Annotated in this window: 23 protein-coding genes; 12 read left to right on the forward strand and 11 right to left on the reverse strand. The window is 34.5% G+C overall.

Annotation, left to right across the window (positions count from 1 at the left end; genetic code table 11):
* Entirely contained in the window at window positions 1–603 is a 603-nt protein-coding gene (locus VKY47_RS08470) for a thioredoxin family protein (RefSeq protein ID WP_324311995.1), read from the forward strand.
* 214 nt (window positions 604–817) lie between these two features.
* Here the strand turns inward: VKY47_RS08470 and VKY47_RS08475 are convergent, their stop codons facing one another.
* The 5 genes from VKY47_RS08475 to VKY47_RS08495 form a co-directional block, all read right to left on the reverse strand.
* Window positions 818–1,609, reverse strand: coding sequence for a hypothetical protein (locus VKY47_RS08475; protein ID WP_324311997.1), 792 nt, complete (start codon window positions 1,607–1,609; stop codon window positions 818–820).
* A gap of 24 nt (window positions 1,610–1,633) precedes the next feature.
* The gene (gene truB, locus VKY47_RS08480) at window positions 1,634–2,329 is read right to left on the reverse strand and encodes a tRNA pseudouridine(55) synthase TruB (protein WP_324311998.1); all 696 of its coding nucleotides are present in this window, start codon (window positions 2,327–2,329) and stop codon (window positions 1,634–1,636) included.
* Window positions 2,330–3,142 (reverse strand): undecaprenyl-diphosphate phosphatase, encoded by an 813-nt coding sequence (locus VKY47_RS08485; RefSeq protein WP_324312000.1) that lies wholly within the window; start codon window positions 3,140–3,142, stop codon window positions 2,330–2,332.
* Window positions 3,143–3,217: 75 nt separating this feature from the next.
* Window positions 3,218–3,487 carry a DUF3098 domain-containing protein gene (locus VKY47_RS08490; protein ID WP_324312002.1) on the reverse strand — a complete coding sequence of 90 codons (270 nt, stop codon included), beginning with the start codon at window positions 3,485–3,487 and terminating at the stop codon, window positions 3,218–3,220.
* Between the two features lie 129 nt (window positions 3,488–3,616).
* The gene (locus tag VKY47_RS08495; RefSeq protein WP_324312003.1) at window positions 3,617–4,495 is read right to left on the reverse strand and encodes a cell division protein FtsX; all 879 of its coding nucleotides are present in this window, start codon (window positions 4,493–4,495) and stop codon (window positions 3,617–3,619) included.
* A gap of 220 nt (window positions 4,496–4,715) precedes the next feature.
* On the opposite strand from VKY47_RS08495, the gene VKY47_RS08500 reads away from it, so the two are divergent.
* From VKY47_RS08500 to VKY47_RS08510, 3 genes are all read left to right on the forward strand, one after another.
* Window positions 4,716–7,736, forward strand: a complete 3,021-nt coding sequence (locus tag VKY47_RS08500; RefSeq protein WP_324312004.1) for a leucine--tRNA ligase — start codon at window positions 4,716–4,718, stop codon at window positions 7,734–7,736.
* 241 nt (window positions 7,737–7,977) lie between these two features.
* On the forward strand, window positions 7,978–8,676 hold the full coding sequence (locus tag VKY47_RS08505) for a zinc metallopeptidase (protein WP_324312006.1): 699 nt from the start codon (window positions 7,978–7,980) through the stop codon (window positions 8,674–8,676).
* A 91-nt stretch (window positions 8,677–8,767) separates the two neighbouring features.
* On the forward strand, window positions 8,768–9,493 hold the full coding sequence (locus tag VKY47_RS08510) for a Bax inhibitor-1/YccA family protein (protein ID WP_324312007.1): 726 nt from the start codon (window positions 8,768–8,770) through the stop codon (window positions 9,491–9,493).
* A 307-nt stretch (window positions 9,494–9,800) separates the two neighbouring features.
* Here the strand turns inward: VKY47_RS08510 and VKY47_RS08515 are convergent, their stop codons facing one another.
* From VKY47_RS08515 to VKY47_RS08525, 3 genes are all read right to left on the reverse strand, one after another.
* Window positions 9,801–10,325 carry a hypothetical protein gene (locus VKY47_RS08515; RefSeq protein WP_324312008.1) on the reverse strand — a complete coding sequence of 175 codons (525 nt, stop codon included), beginning with the start codon at window positions 10,323–10,325 and terminating at the stop codon, window positions 9,801–9,803.
* Between the two features lie 170 nt (window positions 10,326–10,495).
* Entirely contained in the window at window positions 10,496–10,966 is a 471-nt protein-coding gene (locus tag VKY47_RS08520) for an Lrp/AsnC family transcriptional regulator (RefSeq protein WP_324312009.1), read from the reverse strand.
* 1 nt (window position 10,967) lies between these two features.
* On the reverse strand, window positions 10,968–12,332 hold the full coding sequence (locus VKY47_RS08525; RefSeq protein WP_324312010.1) for a saccharopine dehydrogenase family protein: 1,365 nt from the start codon (window positions 12,330–12,332) through the stop codon (window positions 10,968–10,970).
* A gap of 79 nt (window positions 12,333–12,411) precedes the next feature.
* On the opposite strand from VKY47_RS08525, the gene VKY47_RS08530 reads away from it, so the two are divergent.
* The 4 genes from VKY47_RS08530 (at window position 12,412) to VKY47_RS08545 (ending at window position 16,941) form a co-directional block, all read left to right on the forward strand.
* Window positions 12,412–12,807, forward strand: coding sequence for a DUF423 domain-containing protein (locus VKY47_RS08530; protein WP_324312011.1), 396 nt, complete (start codon window positions 12,412–12,414; stop codon window positions 12,805–12,807).
* 60 nt (window positions 12,808–12,867) lie between these two features.
* Complete coding sequence (gene pckA / locus VKY47_RS08535; RefSeq protein ID WP_324312012.1) at window positions 12,868–14,478, forward strand: phosphoenolpyruvate carboxykinase (ATP); 1,611 nt, start codon at window positions 12,868–12,870, stop codon at window positions 14,476–14,478.
* Window positions 14,479–14,585: 107 nt separating this feature from the next.
* Complete coding sequence (locus VKY47_RS08540) at window positions 14,586–15,563, forward strand: T9SS type A sorting domain-containing protein (RefSeq protein ID WP_324312014.1); 978 nt, start codon at window positions 14,586–14,588, stop codon at window positions 15,561–15,563.
* Between the two features lie 388 nt (window positions 15,564–15,951).
* Window positions 15,952–16,941 carry a T9SS type A sorting domain-containing protein gene (locus tag VKY47_RS08545; RefSeq protein WP_324312016.1) on the forward strand — a complete coding sequence of 330 codons (990 nt, stop codon included), beginning with the start codon at window positions 15,952–15,954 and terminating at the stop codon, window positions 16,939–16,941.
* A 71-nt stretch (window positions 16,942–17,012) separates the two neighbouring features.
* Here the strand turns inward: VKY47_RS08545 and VKY47_RS08550 are convergent, their stop codons facing one another.
* Together VKY47_RS08550 and VKY47_RS08555 are read right to left on the reverse strand one after the other, a co-directional pair.
* Window positions 17,013–17,762, reverse strand: a complete 750-nt coding sequence (locus VKY47_RS08550; protein WP_324312017.1) for a uroporphyrinogen-III synthase — start codon at window positions 17,760–17,762, stop codon at window positions 17,013–17,015.
* A 13-nt stretch (window positions 17,763–17,775) separates the two neighbouring features.
* A complete protein-coding gene (locus VKY47_RS08555) occupies window positions 17,776–18,429 on the reverse strand; it encodes a DUF4271 domain-containing protein (protein WP_324312018.1) in 654 nt (217 codons plus the stop codon).
* A 107-nt stretch (window positions 18,430–18,536) separates the two neighbouring features.
* Here VKY47_RS08555 and VKY47_RS08560 point away from each other — a divergent pair, with 107 nt between their 5' ends.
* Genes VKY47_RS08560 through VKY47_RS08570 form a run of 3 tightly spaced genes read left to right on the forward strand, consistent with a single transcriptional unit; the run spans window position 18,537 to window position 21,066 of the window.
* The gene (locus tag VKY47_RS08560; RefSeq protein WP_324312020.1) at window positions 18,537–19,262 is read left to right on the forward strand and encodes a polyprenol monophosphomannose synthase; all 726 of its coding nucleotides are present in this window, start codon (window positions 18,537–18,539) and stop codon (window positions 19,260–19,262) included.
* 2 nt (window positions 19,263–19,264) lie between these two features.
* Window positions 19,265–20,605 (forward strand): dihydroorotase, encoded by a 1,341-nt coding sequence (locus tag VKY47_RS08565; protein ID WP_324312021.1) that lies wholly within the window; start codon window positions 19,265–19,267, stop codon window positions 20,603–20,605.
* 11 nt (window positions 20,606–20,616) lie between these two features.
* Window positions 20,617–21,066 (forward strand): DUF4296 domain-containing protein, encoded by a 450-nt coding sequence (locus VKY47_RS08570; protein WP_324312022.1) that lies wholly within the window; start codon window positions 20,617–20,619, stop codon window positions 21,064–21,066.
* Here the strand turns inward: VKY47_RS08570 and VKY47_RS08575 are convergent.
* A complete protein-coding gene (locus tag VKY47_RS08575; protein ID WP_324312023.1) occupies window positions 21,063–22,076 on the reverse strand; it encodes an NAD-dependent epimerase/dehydratase family protein in 1,014 nt (337 codons plus the stop codon). The genes VKY47_RS08570 and VKY47_RS08575 overlap by 4 nt on opposite strands.
* Before the next feature lie 88 nt (window positions 22,077–22,164).
* Here VKY47_RS08575 and tyrS point away from each other — a divergent pair, with 88 nt between their 5' ends.
* Entirely contained in the window at window positions 22,165–23,472 is a 1,308-nt protein-coding gene (gene tyrS / locus VKY47_RS08580) for a tyrosine--tRNA ligase (protein WP_324312025.1), read from the forward strand.
* Window positions 23,473–23,534 lie beyond the last annotated feature (62 nt).

Raw genomic sequence — 23,534 nt, forward strand, 5'->3', positions numbered from 1 at the left:
ATGGATCAAATAATAAAAGATAGTTTGGCTAAGAGCCTATCTTACCAAGAATACCGGGAATTAATGACACAGTTGGTGGAAAACGAATCAACCACTGGAAGTGATAAAAGCCCAGACATGGTAGAATATACCAAGTTAAACGATCAACGTATGAGACGTTGGGATAAAACCCTAAAGGTATCAGACAACACCAAAGAAGACCTCAACAATTTAGACGCCAAACAAACGTGGTTGGTGCTTTCTGAAAGCTGGTGTGGCGATGCTGCCCATGTAATTCCTGTATTTAATAAAATGGCGGAATTAAACGAAAACATCAACTTTAGAGTGGTGCTTCGTGATGAAAACGAAGCTTTAATGAATAAGTTTTTAACCAATGGCGGAAAGTCTATTCCTAAGTTGATTATCATAGACGACGCCACCAAAAACGTGATTCATTCGTTTGGTCCAAGACCTGCGGAAGCCACAAAATTAGTTTCAGATTATATGGCGAAGCATAAAGAGGTTACTCCAGAGATTAAGGAGCAATTGCAACAATGGTATAATAAAGACAAAGGTCAAAGCGTGATTAGCGATTTAATGAATCTGCTCACGGTTTCAGTGTAATCAAAATTATTCCCCGAAGGCCCTACCAAAGGATTTTTAAATTACTTTGCCCTGCCCGAATGCGTTCAGGTGGGGTTTTGAGTGGTCTGGACTGTCTATTCAGATAGTTTTAGCTCAGGTGAAATTAGAAAACCAATGATTTTGTAAGACCTAAAATAATTTCACGAAGTGCTTCTATCGTTTTATCTAAAAAATAAGCTGTTGAAGATTTTCTCTATTGTTTCCCTTCAAAATAAAAGGTAATCGTACCAATTTGTGAAGGTTTTGAAGCATCCGTACTAAATCTAGCATCTTTGGCATAGTTTAAGGCATGCTCTTTTAAGCATTCATTTTTAGAAGTTGAAGAGGCAGCATTTACAATGGCATTTGTAACCAAACCAGAAGCATTTACCGTGATATTGATAATTATTTTTCCACCTTCTTCACATAAGTAAATAGGCGTGGGCAAATATTCATGCGTTCTGTTAACCAAGGAATAGTGCATGCTACTTTTTTTATTAACAGATTGGCTGCTAGCGCTTGGTTTGCTTCTGTTTAAAATCTCGTTTACGTTACTGTAAGAAGACATCACATCCTCATCAATTTCTGAGGAAGCATTTGCAGAACTAGGCTCAGAAGTTTCGTTTTCCGAAAGATTCTCTGAAGGAGTTGGCACATAATCTTGTGGCGGCGCTATAGGCTGATAGGCTTGTGCGAAGGTCTTATAATCCTGGGTTTCGTTATAAGCTTTATTAGTTTCAGAAGTTTGTTTTTCAACAGCTTCAGTCTCGGCCAATTTTTCGGCTTCAAGTTCTTCAGGAGTTTTTGGCTCTTCGGGTTCTAATAAATAATAGCTTTCCGATATTAATTCATTTTGTTTTTTAATATGAAAACTGAATAAGGTAAGCACAACAGTTCCAGCAAACAAGCAAGTAATTAAAAGCGCCTTTTGCTTGTCTGTTATGTTCAATATTTTGTCTATGATATGAGACAAATCTATTGTTGGAATTAAGTGCTTATACCTCATGTGACTAATATACGAAAAATAGCATTATTTGGTTGTTAGGCTTTCGATAAAAGCTTCTGGACTCCAGGCATTATCTACATGAAAATTGCCAATCTTTGTACGTCTTAGAGCTGATAAATGAGAGCCAGAGTTCAATACCTTCCCAAAATCGTTTGCTAAAGAACGTATATACGTGCCTTTACTACAAACCACTCTAAAATGAACTTCGTTTTTATCAATACCTGTAATTTCAAACTCTGAAATAGAAATCTTTCTTGATTTTATTTCAACATCCTCCCCTGCTCTAGCAAATTCATATAAGCGTTTTCCATCTTTTTTAATGGCTGAAAAAACTGGAGGATATTGGTCAATCTCGCCAATAAATTGCTGGGTAGCTTCGTGAATGTTTTTTTCTGTAATATGTGCTGTGGGAAACGTTTCGTTTATCTCGGTCTCCAAATCGAATGAAGGCGTCGTGCTTCCTAAAACAAGCGTTCCTGTATATTCTTTGTCTTGTCCTTGAAAGGTATCTATTTGCTTGGTCATTTTTCCCGTACAAATAATTAATAATCCTGTAGCAAGTGGATCTAAAGTACCTGCATGACCAACTTTAATTTTTTTAATGTTGAAGGCGTGACGTATTTCCCAACGAAGCTTATTCACTGCCTGAAAGGATGTCCAATTTAAGGGTTTGTCTATTAATAAAACTTGTCCGGAAAGATAGTCTTCGGCTGTGTGCATTTAAATGGTTGTTAGGCTATAAATAAAGTAATGGATAACAAATAAGGCGACACCTAACACAATTCTATAATAGCCAAAAATCTTAAATCCTTTTTTACTTAAATAATCTATAAACGATTTAATTGCAATTAAAGAAACCACAAAAGCAATCACGTTTCCAAGAATTAAATAATTAATCTGGTCGCTATTTAATTCAAATCCAGCTTGGTAATAATCGTATAGTTTTTTTGCAGTAGCGCCAAACATGGTAGGCACTGCTAGGAAAAATGAAAACTCCGCAGCTGTTTTTCTGTTTAATTTTTGAGTCATCCCTCCCACAATGGATGCCCCACTTCTAGAAGTTCCAGGAATCATGGCCAAACACTGAAAAAATCCAATTTTTAAGGCTGTGGCATAACTAATTTCTGTATGAGCCGTAGGATTTTCTTTATCTTCTATTTCATTTGAAGCAAACCAATCGTCCACTTTTAACAAGATAAAACCTCCAATAATTAAAGAAATGGCAACTGTTAACGGACTTTCCAAAAGATCGTCAATCACATCATTTAATAACAGACCAAGAATAACTGCTGGAATAAAGGCCACTAATAATTTGAAGTAAAAATCGAGACTTTGAAAAAAGCGTTTCCAATATAAAACCACAACGGCTAAAATGGCGCCTAGTTGAATGACTATGGTAAAAAGTTTGGTGAAAGGTTCGCTTGCAATATCCATAAACGACGAGGCAATTATCATGTGTCCTGTTGAAGATACTGGTAAATACTCGGTAATTCCTTCAATAATTGCGAGAATAATAGCGTCTAATAAATCCATGTATAAAAAAGTCGATAGTTAGGTAGCAAACTCTATTTTTAAAAGAATTTGATGAGATATAGTAAGTCTTTGAAATTATTGTTTTGAATTTTCGTCTTTCTTGGATTTCAATAAAATAGCATAGACTTGAATTCCAAAACCAATAAGGACCAAAGTTGGAGCCAACCTAATGCGTCTAAAACTAAAGATATCTGGGCTAAAAACATTTGGGTCGTCACTTCCTCCACCGGACATTAAAATAAAACCAACAGCTATAAACGCAAGTCCAATAAGCATGAATTTATAGTTTTTCTTTCCGAAGACAAAGGTATTTCCTACGTGTTCCTTACGTTTTTTTTCTCCCATGATTTTTAATTTAACTCCATAAAATTAGAAGCTGCAAAGTAACAGTTTTATTTAAACTTTAACGTTAACAGTTTCTAAAAATGGTTGATACTTCGTTCCCATTCGAAACTTTAATCCTTGAATTTTGAATTAATAATAAAGTTGATCTGTTTTTAAATTCAAGAAACGTTGTGTAGCAATAAACGTACTGATCCAAGTAATAACAATGCCCAATAAAAAGATTCCAACAAACAAAACACCAATTAAAACGGGACTTTGCAATAAGTTTAATTCCGGGAATGTTTCATTTAAATAATAGAGCACAATGGCTACACCAACTAAGGCTACAAAGGCTCCAACAATTCCTAAACGCACACTTTTCCACACAAAAGGTCGTCTAATAAATTGTTTTGTTGCCCCCACCATTTGCATGGTTTTAATCGTGAAACGCTTGGAGTAAACAGACAATCTGATGGAACTATTAATTAGCAGCACAGCAATTAGGGTAAAAACACCGCTTAATACCAGGACCCAAAAACTAATTTTCTTTACGTTATTGTTCATTAAAGTCACCAAGTCGTTATCATATCTAACTTCATCCACGAAATTTTTAGAAAGCGCTTCTTCTTTAATGGTTTCTAAATGTTCCGAAGTAACAAAATCGGCTTTTAAATGCACATCAATGGAATTTTGTAAGGGATTATACCCAAGAAAGTCCATAAAATCCTCTCCGTTTTCCGCCTTCATAGATTCTGCAGCCTGTTCTTTGGATACAAACTCGGTAGATTTTACATATTCTGAAAGCGCCAAGCTTTTTTCAAGCTGTTTAATCTCCACGTCTTTAGCAAGTTCTTTTAGATAAATGGTAACGACCACTTGTTCTTTAAAATGATCGGACACTTTTTTGGCATTCAAAATCAACAAGCCAAGCAAACCCAATAAAAACAAGACTAAAGCAATGCTTAATACCACCGAAAAATAAGAGGATATCAATCTGCGTTTTTGATAATTTTCAAAAGATGAACTCATAGATGTTTTGTTAATGATGTAAAAATATAAAAGAATTCTATTCTCTTGTGGTTTAAAACGTTTAAACTTTCAATATTCTTATAATAAGTTTAAATTTGCGCATTAAATTAGGCGTCTATCCAATTATTCTCGCAAAGACGCTAAGTCGCAAAGCAATTTTAAATCTATTTCTTTGCGTATTTAAGGCTTTGCGAACAAAAAATGACGTAAAAAACTGAATATGAATTACCATTTCAACGACATTGAAGCCAAGTGGCAAAAATATTGGGCAGAAAACAAAACGTTTCATGCCGAAAACAATAGCGACAAACCTAAATACTACGTACTAGATATGTTCCCTTATCCAAGTGGAGCAGGCTTGCATGTTGGGCATCCACTAGGCTATATTGCTTCCGATATTTATGCGCGCTACAAACGTCATAAAGGTTTTAATGTGTTGCATCCGCAAGGATATGATAGTTTTGGATTGCCAGCAGAACAGTATGCCATTCAAACAGGACAACATCCTGCGCTTACTACCGAAGAGAACATCAAAACCTATAGAAGACAATTAGATCAAATTGGTTTTTCTTTCGATTGGAGCCGCGAAGTACGAACCTCCGATCCTAATTATTACAAATGGACCCAATGGATATTCATTCAATTATTCGAGTCTTGGTATAACACCGATTCTAATAAAGCAGAACATATTAACACCTTAATCTCTAAGTTTTCTTCGGAAGGAAACGCCCACGTAAACGCCGTTTGCGATGATCATATTGAAGCCTTCACAGCTGAAGCTTGGAACGGTTTTTCTTCAGAACAACAACAGGAAATTCTTTTAAAATATAGATTAACCTATTTAGCAAAAACTGAAGTCAATTGGTGTCCAGCTTTAGGAACTGTTTTGGCCAACGACGAAATTGTCAATGGCGTTTCAGAACGTGGCGGTCATTCGGTAATTAGAAAAAAAATGACTCAATGGTCTATGCGAATTTCAGCCTATGCTGAAAGATTGTTGCAAGGTTTAGATACCATTGATTGGACGGATTCTTTAAAAGAAAGTCAGAGAAATTGGATTGGTAAATCGGTAGGTGCTTCCGTATCTTTTCAAGTAAATAATCACGACGAAATCATTGAAGTGTTTACAACGAGACCTGATACCATTTTTGGGGTTTCATTTATGACCTTGGCGCCTGAACACGATTTAGTTTCTAAAATAACCACTCCAGAACAAAAAGCCGAAGTAGAAGCTTATATCCAAGCCACTGCAAAACGTAGCGAACGCGATAGAATGGCCGATGTAAAAACCATTTCGGGTGTATTTACAGGGGCTTATGCCGAACATCTGTTTAGTAAAGAACCTATTCCAATTTGGATTGGCGATTACGTATTAGCTGGTTACGGAACTGGAGCTGTCATGTCTGTGCCTTGTGGTGATCAACGTGATTACGACTTTGCCAAACATTTTAATATTCCTATTCCCAATATTTTTGAAGGCGTAGATATTTCTAAAGAAGCTTTTTCAGACAAAGAAAATACGGTGATTGCCAATTCAGACTTCCTAAATGGCATGACTTATAAAGAAGCCACCAAACGTGCTATTTTTGAATTAGAAAACTTAGGGCAAGGCGAAGGCAAGACCAATTACAGATTGCGTGATGCGGTGTTTTCCAGACAGCGTTATTGGGGAGAACCATTTCCAGTCTATTACGTAAATGGTATGCCACAAATGATTGATAAAGCACATCTGCCTATTCGTTTACCAGACGTAGAAAAATATTTACCAACCGAAACTGGTGAGCCACCTTTAGGACGAGCAGATGTTTGGGCCTGGTGTACAGAAACCAATGCTGTGGTTGCTAACACGAAGATAAACAATACCACTGTATTTCCTTTAGAACTCAATACCATGCCAGGTTGGGCCGGAAGTTCTTGGTATTTCTTTAGATATATGGACGCCAATAATGACCAAGAATTTGCAAGTGAAGAAGCACTTAAATATTGGGAGAATGTCGATTTATATATTGGAGGAAGTGAACACGCTACAGGACATTTATTATACTCGCGTTTTTGGGTAAAATTCATGAAAGATAGAGGCTTTGTTCATGTTGGAGAACCTTTTAAAAAGTTGATAAACCAAGGGATGATTTTGGGAACGAGCGCTTTTGTTTATCGCTTGAGCTATATGTTTGCCCATCCGAAAGAAGATGAAAAAACATTGGGCCCAGTAATTAAAAAATTAAAAAACATCTATATTTCTCATTCAGAATTCATCTCTAAAGGAGATTTAGCTTCGAATAAAGAATACCTGATAGAGCTAAAAGGCAAACTTGCTAAAATAGCAGGATTACCAAATGCAGATAAATTAGAGAATGTAATAGTTGTACCCTTGCCAATTCATGTAAAAGTGGAATATGTTAATGCATCTGATGAATTAGACATAGATGGTTTAAAGACCGATGGAGAATTTGGAGAAGATTATAAAGACGCCATTTTTATAGGAGAGAACGGAAAGATAATTGAAGGAGAAAACGATGTATATAAAGTAGGTCGCGAAGTCGAAAAAATGTCAAAATCCAAATACAACGTGGTTAATCCGGATAGTATTTGTGAGCAATATGGCGCAGACAGTTTACGTCTCTACGAAATGTTTCTTGGACCATTAGAACAATACAAACCATGGAATACCGCTGGAATATCGGGTGTACATGGCTTTCTTAAAAAATTATGGAAATTATACCATCAAGGTGAAAACGGCAGTTTTTACGTTGCTAATTCCTCTCCTTCGGAAGACTTAGGGGAGGCTTTCAAAACACTTCATAAAACCATAAAAAAAGTAGAAGAAGACATTGAGAGTTTTTCTTTTAATACCTCAGTTTCTACCTTTATGATTGCAGTGAATGAATTAACTGCTCAAAAATGTACCAGTAAAGAAGTACTAGAACCTTTATTGATTTTATTGTCGCCTTATGCACCACATATTGCAGAGGAATTATGGCATCAATTAGGAAATAATAAGTCTATATCAACAGCTACTTTTCCAGTTTTTGATGCGAGTCATTTGGTAGAAAGCTCTAAAAACTATCCCATTTCTTTCAACGGTAAAATGCGTTTTACTTTAGAAATACCAATGGATATGAGTAAAGAGGATATTGAAAAAATGGTTATGTCCCACGAAAAAACCAAAGAACAATTACAAGGTCGTGAACCTAAAAAAGTGATTATAGTTCCTGGAAAGATTGTGAATATTGTTGGGTAGAATTCCTGCGAACGCAGGAATCCCATCATAAAAAATGACAGGTCATAATCTAGAGATGGTTCATCACAAAAAAGTTAGTCAGAAAACCTGATATTACTTGATAGTAATCATGCATCTTAAATGGCTAATTGGTTAATAAATTAAACAATGACATTTTATCTATGACAAAATTTCTTAACATACATTTGGCGTACTATTTGCAATATGTCATATAACTTTATCTTTTAAAAACAGAATAAAAATGATTGGATATTATATATTAATTGGAGCCATCGCGCTTGTAAGTTGGTTAGTGAGCAATAAATTGAAAAAGAAATTCGCCTTCTATTCTAAAGTACAATTAAGAAATGGCATGAGCGGCAAAGAAATTGCTGAGAAAATGCTTTCGGATAACGGCATTTATGATGTGGAAGTTATTTCAACTCCTGGACAACTTACGGATCATTACAATCCAAAAAACAAAACGGTTAACTTAAGTGAGTCTGTTTATAGTCAAAGAAATGCGGCTTCGGCAGCAGTGGCAGCCCACGAATGTGGTCACGCTGTGCAACATGCCCAAGCTTATAGTTGGTTAACCATGCGTTCCACGTTGGTGCCTATGGTAAGCGTAACTTCTGGCATGTCTCAATGGCTAATTATTGGGGGCTTGATTTTAGGTGGAGCTGCAGGTATCGGTTTAGGTTGGTACGTAGCTGTTTTGGGGGTTATTTTTATGGGAATGGCCACTATTTTCAGCTTTATTACACTTCCTGTAGAATACGATGCCAGCAATAGAGCTTTAGCTTGGTTAAAAGCAAAAAACATAGTAACTCCTGAAGAATATAAAGGATCGGAAGATGCCTTAAAATGGGCAGCAAGAACTTATTTAGTAGCAGCCATTGGCGCTTTAGCTTCCTTATTATATTGGGCTCTACAAGTGTTCGGCGGCAGCAGGGACTAAGTTTTAAAATACCTATTTTTAAACCGAATACTTTTTATGAAGTGTTCGGTTTATTTTTTTTATTACATTTAACAAACTAAAAACACGATTTATGGAGAATCATTCCCAAAACCCATTACCACCCACTGAAACCAGAGTTCTATTGAGTACACTTTCTGAAACGGACAGGGTTGCTTTTTACAAAAACACCTACGCGCATGTGGCAGGAGGCGTTTTGATATTTATTTTATTTGAATATCTATTGCTTCAAAGTGAAACCATTGTGAGTTTTGCGCTTTCGATGACAGAAGGTTATAGATGGCTCATCATGTTAGGAGGTTTTATGTTTATTACCAATTATGCTGAAAAAATGACGATGAAATCGCCCGATAAAAACAAACAATATCTAGCCTTTGGCCTATACATATTAGCCGAAGCTTTTATTTTTGTGCCTTTAATTTATATTGCGGCTTATTATATGGATTCTGGTCCAGAGATTTTAAATCAAGCAGCCATTGTAACCTTAGCTTTGTTTACCGGGTTATCGGCCGTCGTTTTTGTCACTAAAAAAGACTTTTCATTTTTAAGAACAGGATTGACCATTGGCTTTTTTATTGCGATTGGTTTAATTATAGCAGGAACCCTATTTGGTTTTAATTTAGGACTGTGGTTTTCTGTAGGTATGTGTTTATTGGCTGGGGGTTCTATTTTGTATCAAACCTCTAATTTGGTAAATAAATATAGTACAGAAGATTATATTCCAGCCGCTTTGGGCTTGTTTGCTTCGTTAATGCTATTGTTCTGGTATGTCTTGAGTATTTTTATGTCTAGAGATTAATAAGCTTTTCAAAATAGAAAAAACCTTCAGCATCTTGACGTTGAAGGTTTTTTTATGCGTGTTTATCACCTCTCAGCTTCTTGTTAAATCTATTCCTTCCCAATAGCTAAGTCGTGATTATACCGTCTATATATCGATTATATGCCGACTTTATATCGACATCTATTTATTTGAAACACCTATTCTAATTGGGTAGAGCCGTAACGAAAAGCAAAAAGCTTCTGAGTTTTCAGAAGCTTTTACAAGTAATTTATTTAAATGACTTCGATTTCTATAGGTTACGTATTATAGAGATGTCTTTGTAAAGTTAATCTTGATATTCCAATTCTGTAAAGGATCCCGACATGGATGTGGTATGGTTGCCATCTACAGATGCGGCAGTCATGCTAAAATTACCTGAAATTAAACGATGCCCAGGTTTTTCTGGGTGTTCTCTATTATTAGTAATTGTAACCTGACCACTTGAAGAATAATAAGAAATTGATGGTTGTTTCTGTCTAATCAAAATATAATTAGTAAAGTTATCCGAATCTATATTTCCCATCTCCTTAACAGTACCACTACCAAAACCACCAGTTCCATTTAAAAATAAAGTGACCAATTCGCCATGACTATCTGCAATATCGATGCTTAAAGTATTGCCATTTGTTCCTTTCGTAATATTATAAATTCCTACTATAAAAGCATAGTTCGAATAAGTGCCTCCATTAATTTCGGCTTGGAATGCTGCTTCTTGTGCTGGAGAATTGTCGCTGCCAGAATCGTCGTCACTATTACATGACAGGGTACTAATAGCTAATAAAAAGAGTGCAATAAAGTGTAAGTTTTTCATATTTTAAGAGTTAGGTTACGTGTGAAACACAAGTGTATTGTTTAAAAAAATACATTTGTGTTATATAAGTTGATTTGGGTTTGTTTTATGCATTCACATAAATACGAGATTTATGTAATATATATGCGTGAAATAAGTTTAATTATCGTTTTAATATGTATTATTTGTTTTTAGATTTCAATCTGTCTATCTATTTGCTGATTTAAAGAAATAAAGGTTTCCGTTCTAGAAACACCTTCAATAGATTGGATGTCCTTATTTAATAATTGCATTAAATGCTCGTTGTCTTTACAAAGTATTTTAATAAAAATGCTCCAGTTTCCTGTTGTGTAATGACATTCTAAAACTTCAGGAATCTTTTTAAGTTGTTTTACGGCTTCTGGATTGCTCATGGCCTTATCTAAATAAATACCAATAAAAGCCATGGTTGTATACCCTAATACCTTGGGGTTGATAACAAATTTAGAACCAGAAATAATTCCAGATTTTTCAAGCTTCCTCAAACGCTGATGAATGGCAGCACCAGATATTCCAACCTGTCTGGCAATTTCCAGAATAGGGGTTCTGGCATCGTTCATTAAAGCGCGAAGGATGGCTTTATCGATTCCGTCTATTTCAATATTTTGATTGACAACTTTCAACTTATAAATTTAAAGGATTATATCCTAAATAAGGAACTTTGGTTTCAGTAAAAACAATGTCGTAAGATTCCAATTCTTTCAAAATAGGTTCGTAAACTTCTTTGGTAATAGGAATTTGCACTCCTGGTGTTACTATTTTTTCATTTAAAATAGCTAAAGTAGCAATGGCTACTGGAAGGCCGACTGTTTTAGACATGGCTGTATACACTTTATCTTCGCCAACAGTAACCATCGTAGAATCTATTTGATATTTTTTGCCATCCAATTCGTAACCTAATTTATGATACATCACAATCATGTCTTTTTCATGGTCTTGCAGGGTCCAGCTGTCCTCTAATATTTTTTGAAGAACTTGTGCAGGAGTTGCTCTTTTAAGTTCAACCATTTTTTTACTGCTAAACAGGTCTAATTCCATCAGTTTATCCCAAACAATATCGTCCTGATCAATTTTTAAGGCATGTCTAAATTTAAGCTCCACAGAATCTGTAGGACTGTAAGCTAGAAAAGCATTAACAAAATCGCGATAGCTCATGTTTTCACTATCGTCAATAGTATAGCTATCATCGGTCATGCCTAATTGTACAAACATGTTCCAAGCTCTTGAAAAACCTACACGCCGTATCGTACCACGATAAAGGGTTTTTACATGATCCAATCCGTAAGCAGATTGGTATTTTAAAGAATCTCTGTTGGCATAGCCTTCAAAACGGCCATAACCCTCCACGTCTAAAAACTCAGTTCTTCTAAATAATCGGTTATAAGGAATGTATTTATAAGTGCCTTCTTGTAAGAATTTTGCAGCGCCACCTTGTCCTGCAACCACAACGTTTCTTGGGTTCCAGGTAAATTTATAGTTCCATAAATTATTGTCGCTTTCTGGAGCAACTAATCCGCCGGTAAAAGATTCGAATAAAATGATATCACCTCCTTTATCCCTAACTTTATCAATTAAGTGCATGGCACTCATATGGTCTACGCCTGGATCCACCCCTATTTCATTCATAAAAATCAGGCCTTTTTCTTTAGCAGCTCTGTCAAGATTTTGCATCTCGTCACTCACATAAGAGGCTGTAACCATGTTTTTATTAAAACGAATACAGTCTTTGGCAACTTCTATATGAAATCTTGCCGGCAACATAGAAACTACAATGTCCGCATTTTGAATGGCTTGCTCCCGAGATTGTTTGTTAAAAACATCCAGAATGATTGCTTGGGCATTTTCATGATCTCCAATGAGTTTTTTAGCATTTGGAAAATTGATATCACCAACAATAATAAGTAAGTTCTCTTCTTCTGATTTGTTTAATAGGTATTTTATAAGGTAAGATGCAGATTTTCCTGCACCAATAATTAAAATCTTTCGCATAATGAGATAAGTTGAGTATTTTTGCAGCTACGAATGTAACAAATACTGCGGGTTTTTAAAACCCATAACCTTATTTTCTATGAACAAAAAGATATTGATTACAGCAGCTCTTTTAGGAATTTTGAGCATCATTTTAGGTGCTTTTGCTGCTCATGGATTAAAAGAGTTGATATCCTTAGAAGCACAACAAACCTTTGAAACTGGCGTTAGATATCAAATGTACCATGCCATTTTATTGTTATTTGTAGGCAGTTCCACATATGTCGGTCAGAAATCTAAAAAAAGCATCTTTTATTTAGTCCTAATTGGTCTTTTGTTTTTTTCTGGATCCATCTATGGCTTGGCAACTAACGAACTTACTAGTTTTAACTTTAAAAGTATCGGTTTTATAACACCCATTGGAGGATTGTTGTTAATTATATCTTGGACGGTATTGTTAATAAGCTTTTTAAAAGTCAAGGCTGATAATTTGTAAAATAGGCGCTTACTTCAAAATAAAATTATAATTTTGCACTTTAAACAACACAATATAATTATGGTAGATCATACCCAAGCATCCAATACGATTTCTCTAGAAGCGTATGGAATTAAAAATGCGAAAGTACAATATCAATTAACTCCTAAACAACTTCACGACAGCACAATAGCTAAAGGACAAGGTGTAGAAGCATCTTCAGGAGCATTAGCTGTAAATACTGGGGAATTTACAGGCAGGTCGCCAAAAGACCGTTTTATAGTAAAAGATAGTATCACTGAAGATAAGGTTTGGTGGGGAAACATTAATATTCCTTTCGAATCGGATAAATTTCAGAAATTATACGACAGGGTAACTGCCTATTTATCTGAAAAAGAAGTTTTTGTTAGAGATAGCTTTGCTTGTGCCGACGAGAATCACAAATTAAACATTCGTGTTATTACAGAAACTCCATGGAGCAACATGTTTGCTTATAACATGTTTTTACGTCCTACCGAAGACGAATTAAAAAACTATAAGCCAGAATGGACCTTAATAAATGCACCTGGATTTATGGCAGATCCGCAATTAGATGGTACCAGACAACATAATTTTGCTGTTTTGGATTTTACTAGAAAAATAGTACTAATTGGTGGAACAGGTTATACTGGAGAAATTAAAAAAGGGATTTTCTCTGCTTTAAACTTCATCATGCCTGTAAACAAAAACACTTTACCTATGCACTGTAGTGCAAATGTAGGTGAAAAAGGCGATACGGCCATTTTCTTTGGTCTTTCGGGAACAGGAAAAACAACACTTTCTGCAGATCCATCTCGAAAATTAATTGGTGACGACGAGCATGGTTGGACAGAAGATAATAAGGTATTTAATTTTGAAGGAGGCTGTTATGCAAAGGTAATTAATTTATCTCAAGAGAACGAACCAGATATTTACAATGCGATAAAAGCTGGAGCCATCCTGGAAAATGTTATCATGGATAAAGAGGGTAACGTTCAGTTTGACGATATTTCTATCACCCAAAACACCCGTGTAAGTTATCCAATAGATCATATCAATAACATACAAGTGCCTTCTATAGGAGAAAACCCTAAAAACATTTTCTTCCTAACAGCCGATGCTTTTGGAGTTCTGCCTCCAATTTCAAAATTAACGCCCGGACAAGCCGCTTATCATTTTATTTCTGGTTATACAGCTAAAGTAGCGGGAACAGAAGCAGGAATAGACGAGCCTTTACCAAGTTTTTCAGCTTGTTTTGGAGCGCCTTTCATGCCTTTGCATCCAACCAAATACGCCGAAATGCTAAGTGCCAAAATGAAGGAAACCGGAGTTAACGTCTGGTTAATAAACACAGGATGGACAGGTGGTCCTTATGGTGTTGGAAATAGAATTAAATTGAAATACACCAGAGCAATGATTGCTGCAGCTCTTAATGGCGATTTAGACGAAGTTACTCCTGAAACATACAGAACACACTCGGTTTTTGGTTTAAAACAACCTAAATCATGTCCTGGAGTTCCAGACGACGTATTAAGCTCTAGATTAACTTGGAACAACGATGAAGGCTATTATAAAGCAGCCTATAAGTTATCGGAATCCTTTAGAGAAAACTTTAAGAAATTTGAAGAATTTGCCAACGATGAGATTATGGCAGGAGCTCCAAATGTAAAATAAGACATTTAGACATACTACATGAAAGTCAGCTATATAGCTGACTTTTTTTTTGGTGCTGACCTATAATTATGTTTATTTTATCTCATTAATAGATATCAATTATTACAATGAAAAAAACCACTTATTTAATGGCTCTTTGTTTTGCCATTTACTCTTTTAGCTACGCTCAATATACGGCCGTCCCAGACACTAATTTTGAACAACAGTTAATAAATGCAGGAATTGACACCAATCCCATTTTAGATGGACAAGTATTAACAGCTGCCGCTAACGCACATTCTGTAACCTTGAATATTAGCAATAAGGGAATTACTGATTTAACAGGCATTGAAGCCTTTACAAATATTCCTGGGCTTATTATTAGTTGGAATACGGGGATTACAAGTTTAGATTTATCTAATTGTACCGCTTTACAAGTAGTAAGGGGAATTGGCTGTTCAGGTTTGACCTCAATAAACGTTTCAGATCTAATAAATTTAACGGAAATTAATTTTAGAAACAGTGCCCTAACTTCTTTAGATGTGTCCTCCAATGCTGCTCTAGAAACTTTAATTATTAGAAATAACTATATTTCTAGTTTAGACTTAAGTCAAAATTCCGCATTAACATTTGTTGATGTTAAAACAAATCATCTAACATTTTTGGATATGCGCAATGGAAACAATGCCAACGTTATTCCCGTGGGAACTGACCCTGCGATACCTGGGTTCAATTCCGATTTTAATCCCGGATTAGAATGTATACTTATCGACGATATTAATACTCCTGTTATATCCTCATGGATTATTGCTAGCAATAGTTGTTTTTGCGAAGATCTAGGAGTCTGTTTAACAATTTCCGTCGCCGAGGTTAAAAACCTATCGTATAACATGTATCCAAACCCAACAAATGATTATTTATATATATCTTCTAAAACAAACAACTCTTCGATCAACATCTATAATATTACTGGGAAAATGGTTCTATCCAAAACCTTAGCCCAAGGAGAAAACATTATAAATGTCTCCAATCTGGCATCGGGCATTTACCTAACTAGATTTGCCTCCAACAATCAAGTGGACACTAAAAAATTAATTATTCAATAAGTTTATCATTATAGTCAAGTTGAAAAAAGATGCTATCCAATGAATATAGCATCTTTTTCATATACAGTTCTAGTTTTAAAAAGGACGGTCAAAACAGCAGTAAACAATTTGGTTATCTAAGGTAGATTTAATCTGAAAAAGTTTAAGGCTTAAAAATCTTAAGGAGTGTGGCATCTTATTCCTGATAAATTCCTGAACACCTACCTAAAGAACAGTAATTTAATTTACAAAAAAACCTTACAAGGATCTTTTCATTTATAAAAAACGGATAAAAGTGTACAATTGTCTGCTACATAACAAAGTATATTTTTTGTTGTGATTTCATAATACAGTAAATTTATATATAGAAATATTAATTAATATATAAACACATATAAGATCCAATATTATGAAAAAAACTATGTACTTACTGGTAATTTGTATTGCCTTTAACTCCTTGGCACATGCACAATATACCGCAGTACCAGACGCGAACTTCGAACTAGCCTTAATAAATTTTGGAATTGATACAGGTCCAATAGATGGGCAGATTTTAACTTCAGTTGCTAATAATCTTACTGGAAACTTAAATGTTATAAACAAGGGAATAACTGATTTAACAGGTATTGAAGCCTTCACAAGTATATCAGGACTTAACTTTAGTTATAATACAGGAATGAGCGGTGTTGATCTAACTAGTTGTGCTTCGTTAGAAATTGTTGATGGTACGGGGTGTTCTAATTTGACGTCAGTGAACGTGACTGGCTTAGCTAATATTACTAAATTGAAATTTACTTTTTGCAACCTACTCTATTTAGATGTAACTACTAATATAGCACTGAAAAATTTAAATGTTCGAGGCAATCAAATTGCTAGTTTAGATTTAACCCAAAATGTAGTTATAGATCATATTGATGTTAAAACCAATCCTCTTACCTTTATAGATTTACGAAATGGAAACTGTGCAAATATGGTTTTCTACGTTGGTGATTACACGCCCTGTTTAAAGTGCTTGTATGTTGACGACTCCTCTGACCCTCACTTATGGGACCATGCCTATTGGATTTTTGACGATATAACACTACCTGCTTCAAATGAGGCTGAATGTGCTACCCTGCCAGAGATCCCTGAATCGTATTGCCCGTCGTTGGCAATAGAAGAGCTGAATAAAGTAACATTTAACATGTATCCAAATCCTGTAAATGGCCTATTGCATATTACGACTAAAGCCAATCACGCGATTGTAAACGTATACAGTATGACTGGAAAGCTTATTTTAGCTAAAAACTTGGACCAAAGAGAAAATTTAATGGATGTTTCTGGGCTAGCAACAGGAATTTATTTAGCCAGATTTGTATCGGAATATGGGGTTGATACTAAAAAACTAATTGTTAAGTAGTTCTAAAATTAAGTTTACAAAAAAAAGAGCAATTCTAAGAATTGCTCTTTTTTTTGTAAACTTATAACAAGTTATTTCTTTTTGTTAGCTTCATTAATATACTTTTCCAGAGCCATAGTCATAGAAGGTGTATCTGGAGATGGAGCTGCAATATCGACTCTTAAGCCTCTATCTTCAGCAGCCTTAACGGTTGTATTTCCAAATACAGCAATACGCGTTTTATTTTGTTTGAAATCTGGAAAATTATGAAATAAAGAATCAATTCCAGAAGGACTAAAAAACACTAAAATATCGTAATACACATCAGCTAGATCAGATAAATCGCTAATTACGGTTTTGTAAAACACGGCCATTTTCCAATCGATGCCTAATTCATTTAAAATTTCTGGAACCTCAGATTTCAACTTGTCGGTTGTTGGCAATAAAAAAGTTTCATCCTTATATTTCTTTATTAAAGGAGATAGTTCGGCAAAATTACGTTTTCCAACATATATTTTACGTTTTCTATAAACCACATACTTTTGAAGGTAGTAAGCTACAGCTTCCGACTGGCAAAAATACTTCATGGTATCCGGCACTTTAAAGCGCATTTCGTCTGCAACTCTAAAAAAATGATCCACGGCATTCCTACTGGTTAAAACTATGGCTGAGTAATTTTTTAAATCGACTTTCTGAATTCTTATATCCTTTGCATCAACTCCTTCCACATGAATAAAAGGTCTAAAGTCTATTTTAACTTTTTGCTTTTCCTGAAGATCAAAGTAAGGCGAATTTTCGATTTTAGGTTCTGGTTGAGACACTAAAATTGTTTTCACTTTCATAGGCTAGTATGTATTAAACTTTGGTTTCTATAAGAACCTTATATAAAATCACATAAGGCCCAATTTCAAGTGCGCAAAGATATAAAATAAAATAGAAAAAATCTCTTTTAATTAAATTAAGATTCGACTTGTACGAAGTAAGTAAACCTATAATGTTTATAAGCAATAACAAGGTAATAGCGGTTATTATAATGGATTTATTTGGATTAATCCCATACAATAAAATAACATTAACAGGAATTAACATAAGTCCCAAGAAATTTTTGTAGCTGGTTTTTTGAAACAAATACCTGTCTATTAAATTATCTATACTAAAGAGACTTCCTAAAACCCTTTCTAGCAGCACTTTAATTAGAATGAATGCTCCAATCACAAAACAAAGCTTTAAAATAAAAGGAGTTGTAATTTCCAGAGGTTCAAAGAGAACAGAATAACTAATAAAACTGAAAATTGCGGTCGAGAAAAGCAAATTAACAAATAATAGACTGTCAAATAAATCTATAAATCGTTGGTCCTTAGAATAGATCTTTAAGTAACTTGAATTAATTAAAATAGTCACAAAATGATTGAACCTCTTCTCAAATAACAATTTGGTAATAGCTACAAATACAAGGCTCACTATAATTATTATAGTGAAAAAATCGTATGAGAAAGCAGGACGTAACATTTGGTAAAATTATTATAAAAATTCATACTTATTTCAAGTTTTTAAGAAATATTTAAAAACCTATCTCTTTTAAATAGTTTACATTTGTTGAAATTATATACTATTTAATGAGCGACGCCATTGTCATTATTCCAACCTATAATGAAATCGAGAATATAGAAGCGATTATAAAAGCCGTATTCTCTCAAAACAAGCCATTTAACATCTTGGTAGTAGACGATAATTCACCTGATTTAACTGCCCTAAAAGTAAAGGAATTAAAACTAGAATTTAAAGATAGACTATTCCTTTTAGAGAGAGAAAAGAAAACAGGATTAGGAACCGCTTATATTGCTGGATTCAAATGGTGTTTAAAAAAGGATTATAAATATATTTTTGAAATGGACGCCGATTTTTCGCATGATCCAAGCGATTTAATCAAACTTTATAACGCTTGCCATATAGATCAAGCAGATGTAGCCATTGGTTCTAGGTATATAAAAGGAGTTAATGTGGTTAATTGGCCTATGAGCCGAATCTTGCTTTCGTATTTTGCTTCAAAATATGTGAGATTTATAACCCGAATGAAAATTGAAGATACCACAGCAGGTTTTGTATGTTACAAAAGACAGGTTTTAGAAACCATTAACCTGGATAAGATTGAGTTTATTGGCTATGCCTTTCAAATAGAAATGAAGTTTAAGGCCTATTTAAAAAAGTTTCAAATTGTAGAAGTGCCTGTGATTTTCACCGATAGGCGCAAAGGAAAATCTAAAATGAGTGGCAGTATTATTTCCGAAGCAATTTTTGGAGTTATTAAAATGAAGTTAAAAAGTATTTTCAATCCGAAATAAATATGAAAACTATACTGATTAAGAATGCAAGAATAGTTAATGAAGGACAGATTTTTGAAGGAGATATTCTTGTTGAAAACGATATAATAAAGGAAATCTCCAATTCCATTAGTGCCAAATCTTCTGATGTAAAGATAATTGATGCCGAAGGAAACTATGTAATTCCAGGAGTTATCGACGATCAAGTACATTTTAGAGAACCAGGCCTAACCCAAAAAGCAACCATTGAAACCGAATCGAAAGCGGCCATTGCGGGAGGTATTACTTCCTATATAGAAATGCCAAATACCAATCCGCAAACAACCACTATAGAAGCCCTGGACGAGAAGTTTAAAATTGCTTCAGAAACCTCGTATGCCAACTATTCGTTTATGTTTGGTGGCACCAACGACAATCTGGAAGAAATATTAAAAGTAAACCCTAAAGAAGTAGCGGGTTTAAAATTGTTTCTAGGTTCATCAACAGGAAATATGTTGGTGGATAATCCAGTGGTTTTGGAAAAAATATTTTCCAGTACAGACATGATTATTTCTGTGCATTGTGAAGATGAAGCAACCATCCAAGCAAATTTGGAGATTTATAAGAAAGAATATGGAGACGATATTCCAATGAAGCTTCACCCTCATATTAGAAGTGATAAAGCTTGTTATATTTCGTCATCGAAAGCTATTGAATTAGCCAAGAAAACAGGAGCTAGATTGCATGTTTTTCATGTGTCGACCGCACTGGAAACAAAACTTTTCTCCAAGAAAATTCCTCTAAAAGATAAAAAAATTACAGCTGAAGTTTGTGTACATCATTTGTGGTTTAGCGAAGAAGATTACGAAACCAAAGGCACTTTAATTAAGTGGAATCCAGCCGTTAAATCAACCAAGGACAGAGAGGCGCTTTGGAAAGCGTTATTAGATGGCAGAATAGATGTACTTGCTACAGACCACGCTCCTCATACTTTTGAGGAAAAAAACCAAGTTTATACTAAAGCACCTTCGGGCGGCCCATTAGTACAACATGCTTTGGTTGCCATTTTGGAGGCGCACCATAAAGGTAAAATTTCATTAGAAAAAATAGTGGAAAAAATGTGTCATAATCCAGCCATATTATTTCAAATTGAAAAGCGCGGATTTATTAAAGAAGGTTATTTTGCAGATCTTGTTATTGTTAATCTAAACCAACCTTGGACCGTAAACAAACAAAATATATTGTACAAATGTGGTTGGTCTCCTTTTGAAGGAACAAGCTTTAAATCTAGAGTAACACATACCATCTTAAATGGAGAATTGGTCTATGAAAATTCAAAAGTCAGTGCCTCCAAACAAGGAAGAAGACTAACGTTTAACAGATAAAGGTTTACAAAATGAAAAAAATCATATTTGCATTAACATTAGTTACTTTAATAATCTCTTGCTCTAATCCGGGAAAACCAAAAAAGCCAAAGGATTTAATATCTAAAGATAAAATGGTAAATATTTTATTGGATGTGTCTTTAGTGAACTCGGCTAAAGGCGTTAACAAAACCATTATGGAAAATAATGGACTTGTTCCAGATCAATATATTTATAAAAAGTATCAAATAGATAGTGTTCAGTTTATGTCGAGCAATATGTATTATACTTATAATCTAAAAGAGTATGAAGACATTATTAAGAAAGTTAACGACAGTTTAAAAAAGCTTAAAACCAAGTACAATATTCTTGTAGAGAAAGAAAAAACAGAAGAGAGAAAAGCAGATTCCATAAAAAAATCCAAGCTTCCAAAAAAAGAAATTTCAGAAACGATATTTCTTAACGAAAAGTCCAACAATTAAACTCCCTGTTCTTTTAAAAACAGTTTAGATACGGCTTTTATACTTTGGTTGAGAGGTTTAAACTGATAATTTAAATGACTTGTAATTTTATTGCTATTATAAAAAGAATTGGTAACCAACGTGTTTGCCATTTGCTTACTTAAACTTCGTCTTTTTCCATTCAATTTATGATTTAGCCAATCTAATCTCCAAGCGATGTTTAAAAGAAAAGGGGTTGCTTTTTTAGTTGGTTCTTTTACCTGTAAAGCCGTTGCAATCTCAGTCAAAAAATCCTTATACGACCAATTCTCTGCCACCAAAACAAAACGCTCATTTTTTACAGAACTTTCCATGAGCTTCATCATACAATTAACCACATCAAAAACATCTACATATCCAGTTGTACCTTCTGTATAATAGGATAAACCTTTATAAACCCGTTTAAAAATATTTCCTGTACCATACTTCCAAATTCCTGGTCCAATAATAACTCCGGGATTGACTATTACAGCATCTAAACCTTCCTGGGTGCCTCTCCAGACCTCCATTTCAGCACCATACTTTGTAATGCCATACAGGCTGTTATCTGCATCCGGATTCCAAAGGGTATTTTCATCTATTTCTGTGTTATTTGGAGTTTTCCCTAGAGTTGAAATAGAGCTTACATAACAAAGTTTTTCAATTTTATTGGCAATACAAAAGTTAACAATATTGGCAGTTCCTTCAATATTAATTTTTCGTAATTCGTGGTATTTATCGGGTTCAAAAGACACAAAAGCAGCACAATGGTACACATGGCTCACGTTTTTAAAGGCTTCCGTTAACAATGGAATATCCAATAAGTCAGCTTGAATCCATTCAATTTTGTTGAAATATTCATCAGAATTTTCACTGTAATACGAAAATACTTTTTTTACTACAGCTAGTTTTTCTTCATTTCTATAAATAGCCTTTACAGATTCATTTTTCAGTGTTAATTCGTACAATAAGTGCGATCCAACCAAACCCGTGCCTCCAGTAACTAATATCATAAAACTAAAGTAAAGAATTATTCCTTAAAGAGGCTATAATTATTCATTGATTTTTATCTTTACCACTTAAAATTAAAACCTAGAAATAATGACCAATAAATTTGTTGAAGATCTACGCTGGAGAGGAATGGTTCACGACATCATGCCGGGAACCGAAGAACAATTAAGTAAGGAAAGTACGACAGCATATATTGGTTTCGATCCAACTTCAGATTCTCTACATATTGGTAGTTTGGTGCCTATTATTTTATTGGTTCATCTAGAAAAAGCAGGTCACAAACCTATGGCTTTGGTGGGTGGTGCTACAGGAATGATTGGAGATCCATCTGGAAAAAGCGATGAGCGAAACTTGTTAAATGAAGAATCCTTAAATAAAAATGTGGAAGGTATTAAACGTGTACTTTCCCGTTTTTTAAACTTCGATTCTAAAGCTAAAAACGCACCTGTTTTAGTGAATAATTACGATTGGATGAAGGATTTCTCATTCATCGATTTTGCTAGAGATGTTGGAAAACGAATTACGGTAAACTACATGATGTCCAAAGACTCTGTTAAAAAGCGTTTTTCTGGGGAAGAAGGCAGTGTGGGTATGTCTTTTACTGAATTTACTTATCAACTGATTCAAGGTTACGATTTTTACTACTTACACAAAAACTACAATTGCCTGTTACAAATGGGAGGTAGCGATCAATGGGGAAATATAACTACCGGAACCGAATTGGTAAGACGAATGAATGTGGGTGAAGAAGCCAAGGCCTTTGCCATGACTTGTCCATTAATTACCAAAGCAGATGGCTCTAAATTTGGAAAAAGTGAAGGCGGAAATATTTGGCTAGACACCGATAAAACCTCGGTATACAAATTTTACCAGTTTTGGCTAAATACCAGCGATGAAGATGCTGAAAAGTATATAAAAATATTTACTTTTTTAGATAAAGAAACTATTGAAGCTTTAATTGAAGAACATAAACAAATGCCACATGTGCGTTTGCTTCAAAAACGATTGGCAGAAGAAGTAACCACCTTTGTTCATTCTAAAACAGATTTTGAAAATGCTGAAAAAGCTTCGAACATTCTTTTTAGCGACTCGTTTAAAGAAGACATTAAAACCTTGGATGAAGTTACTTTTTTAGATCTTTTTGAAGGTGTGCCACAAGCTGAAATTTCTAAAGCAGACATCAACGACGGCTTGGATATGATTGCTGCTTTGGCTGCAAAAACCAACTTTTTAGCATCGAATAGTGAAGCTAGGAGAGCTTTAAAAGAAAATGCTGTTTCTGTAAACAAGGAAAAAGTGGACGAAAATTATCAATTAACTTCCGAAGACTTAATCAATAATAAATATATCATTCTTAATAAAGGAAAGAAAAACACCTATATTATTAAAGTAGTTTAATAACAAACCGCCCGATTTTAAAATCGGGCGGTTTTGTTTTTATAAGTTCTTGTAGGGAATTG

The organism is Xanthomarina sp. (assembly GCF_035306705.1).
In the GTDB taxonomy this organism is placed as follows: Bacteria; Bacteroidota; Bacteroidia; order Flavobacteriales; family Flavobacteriaceae; genus Xanthomarina.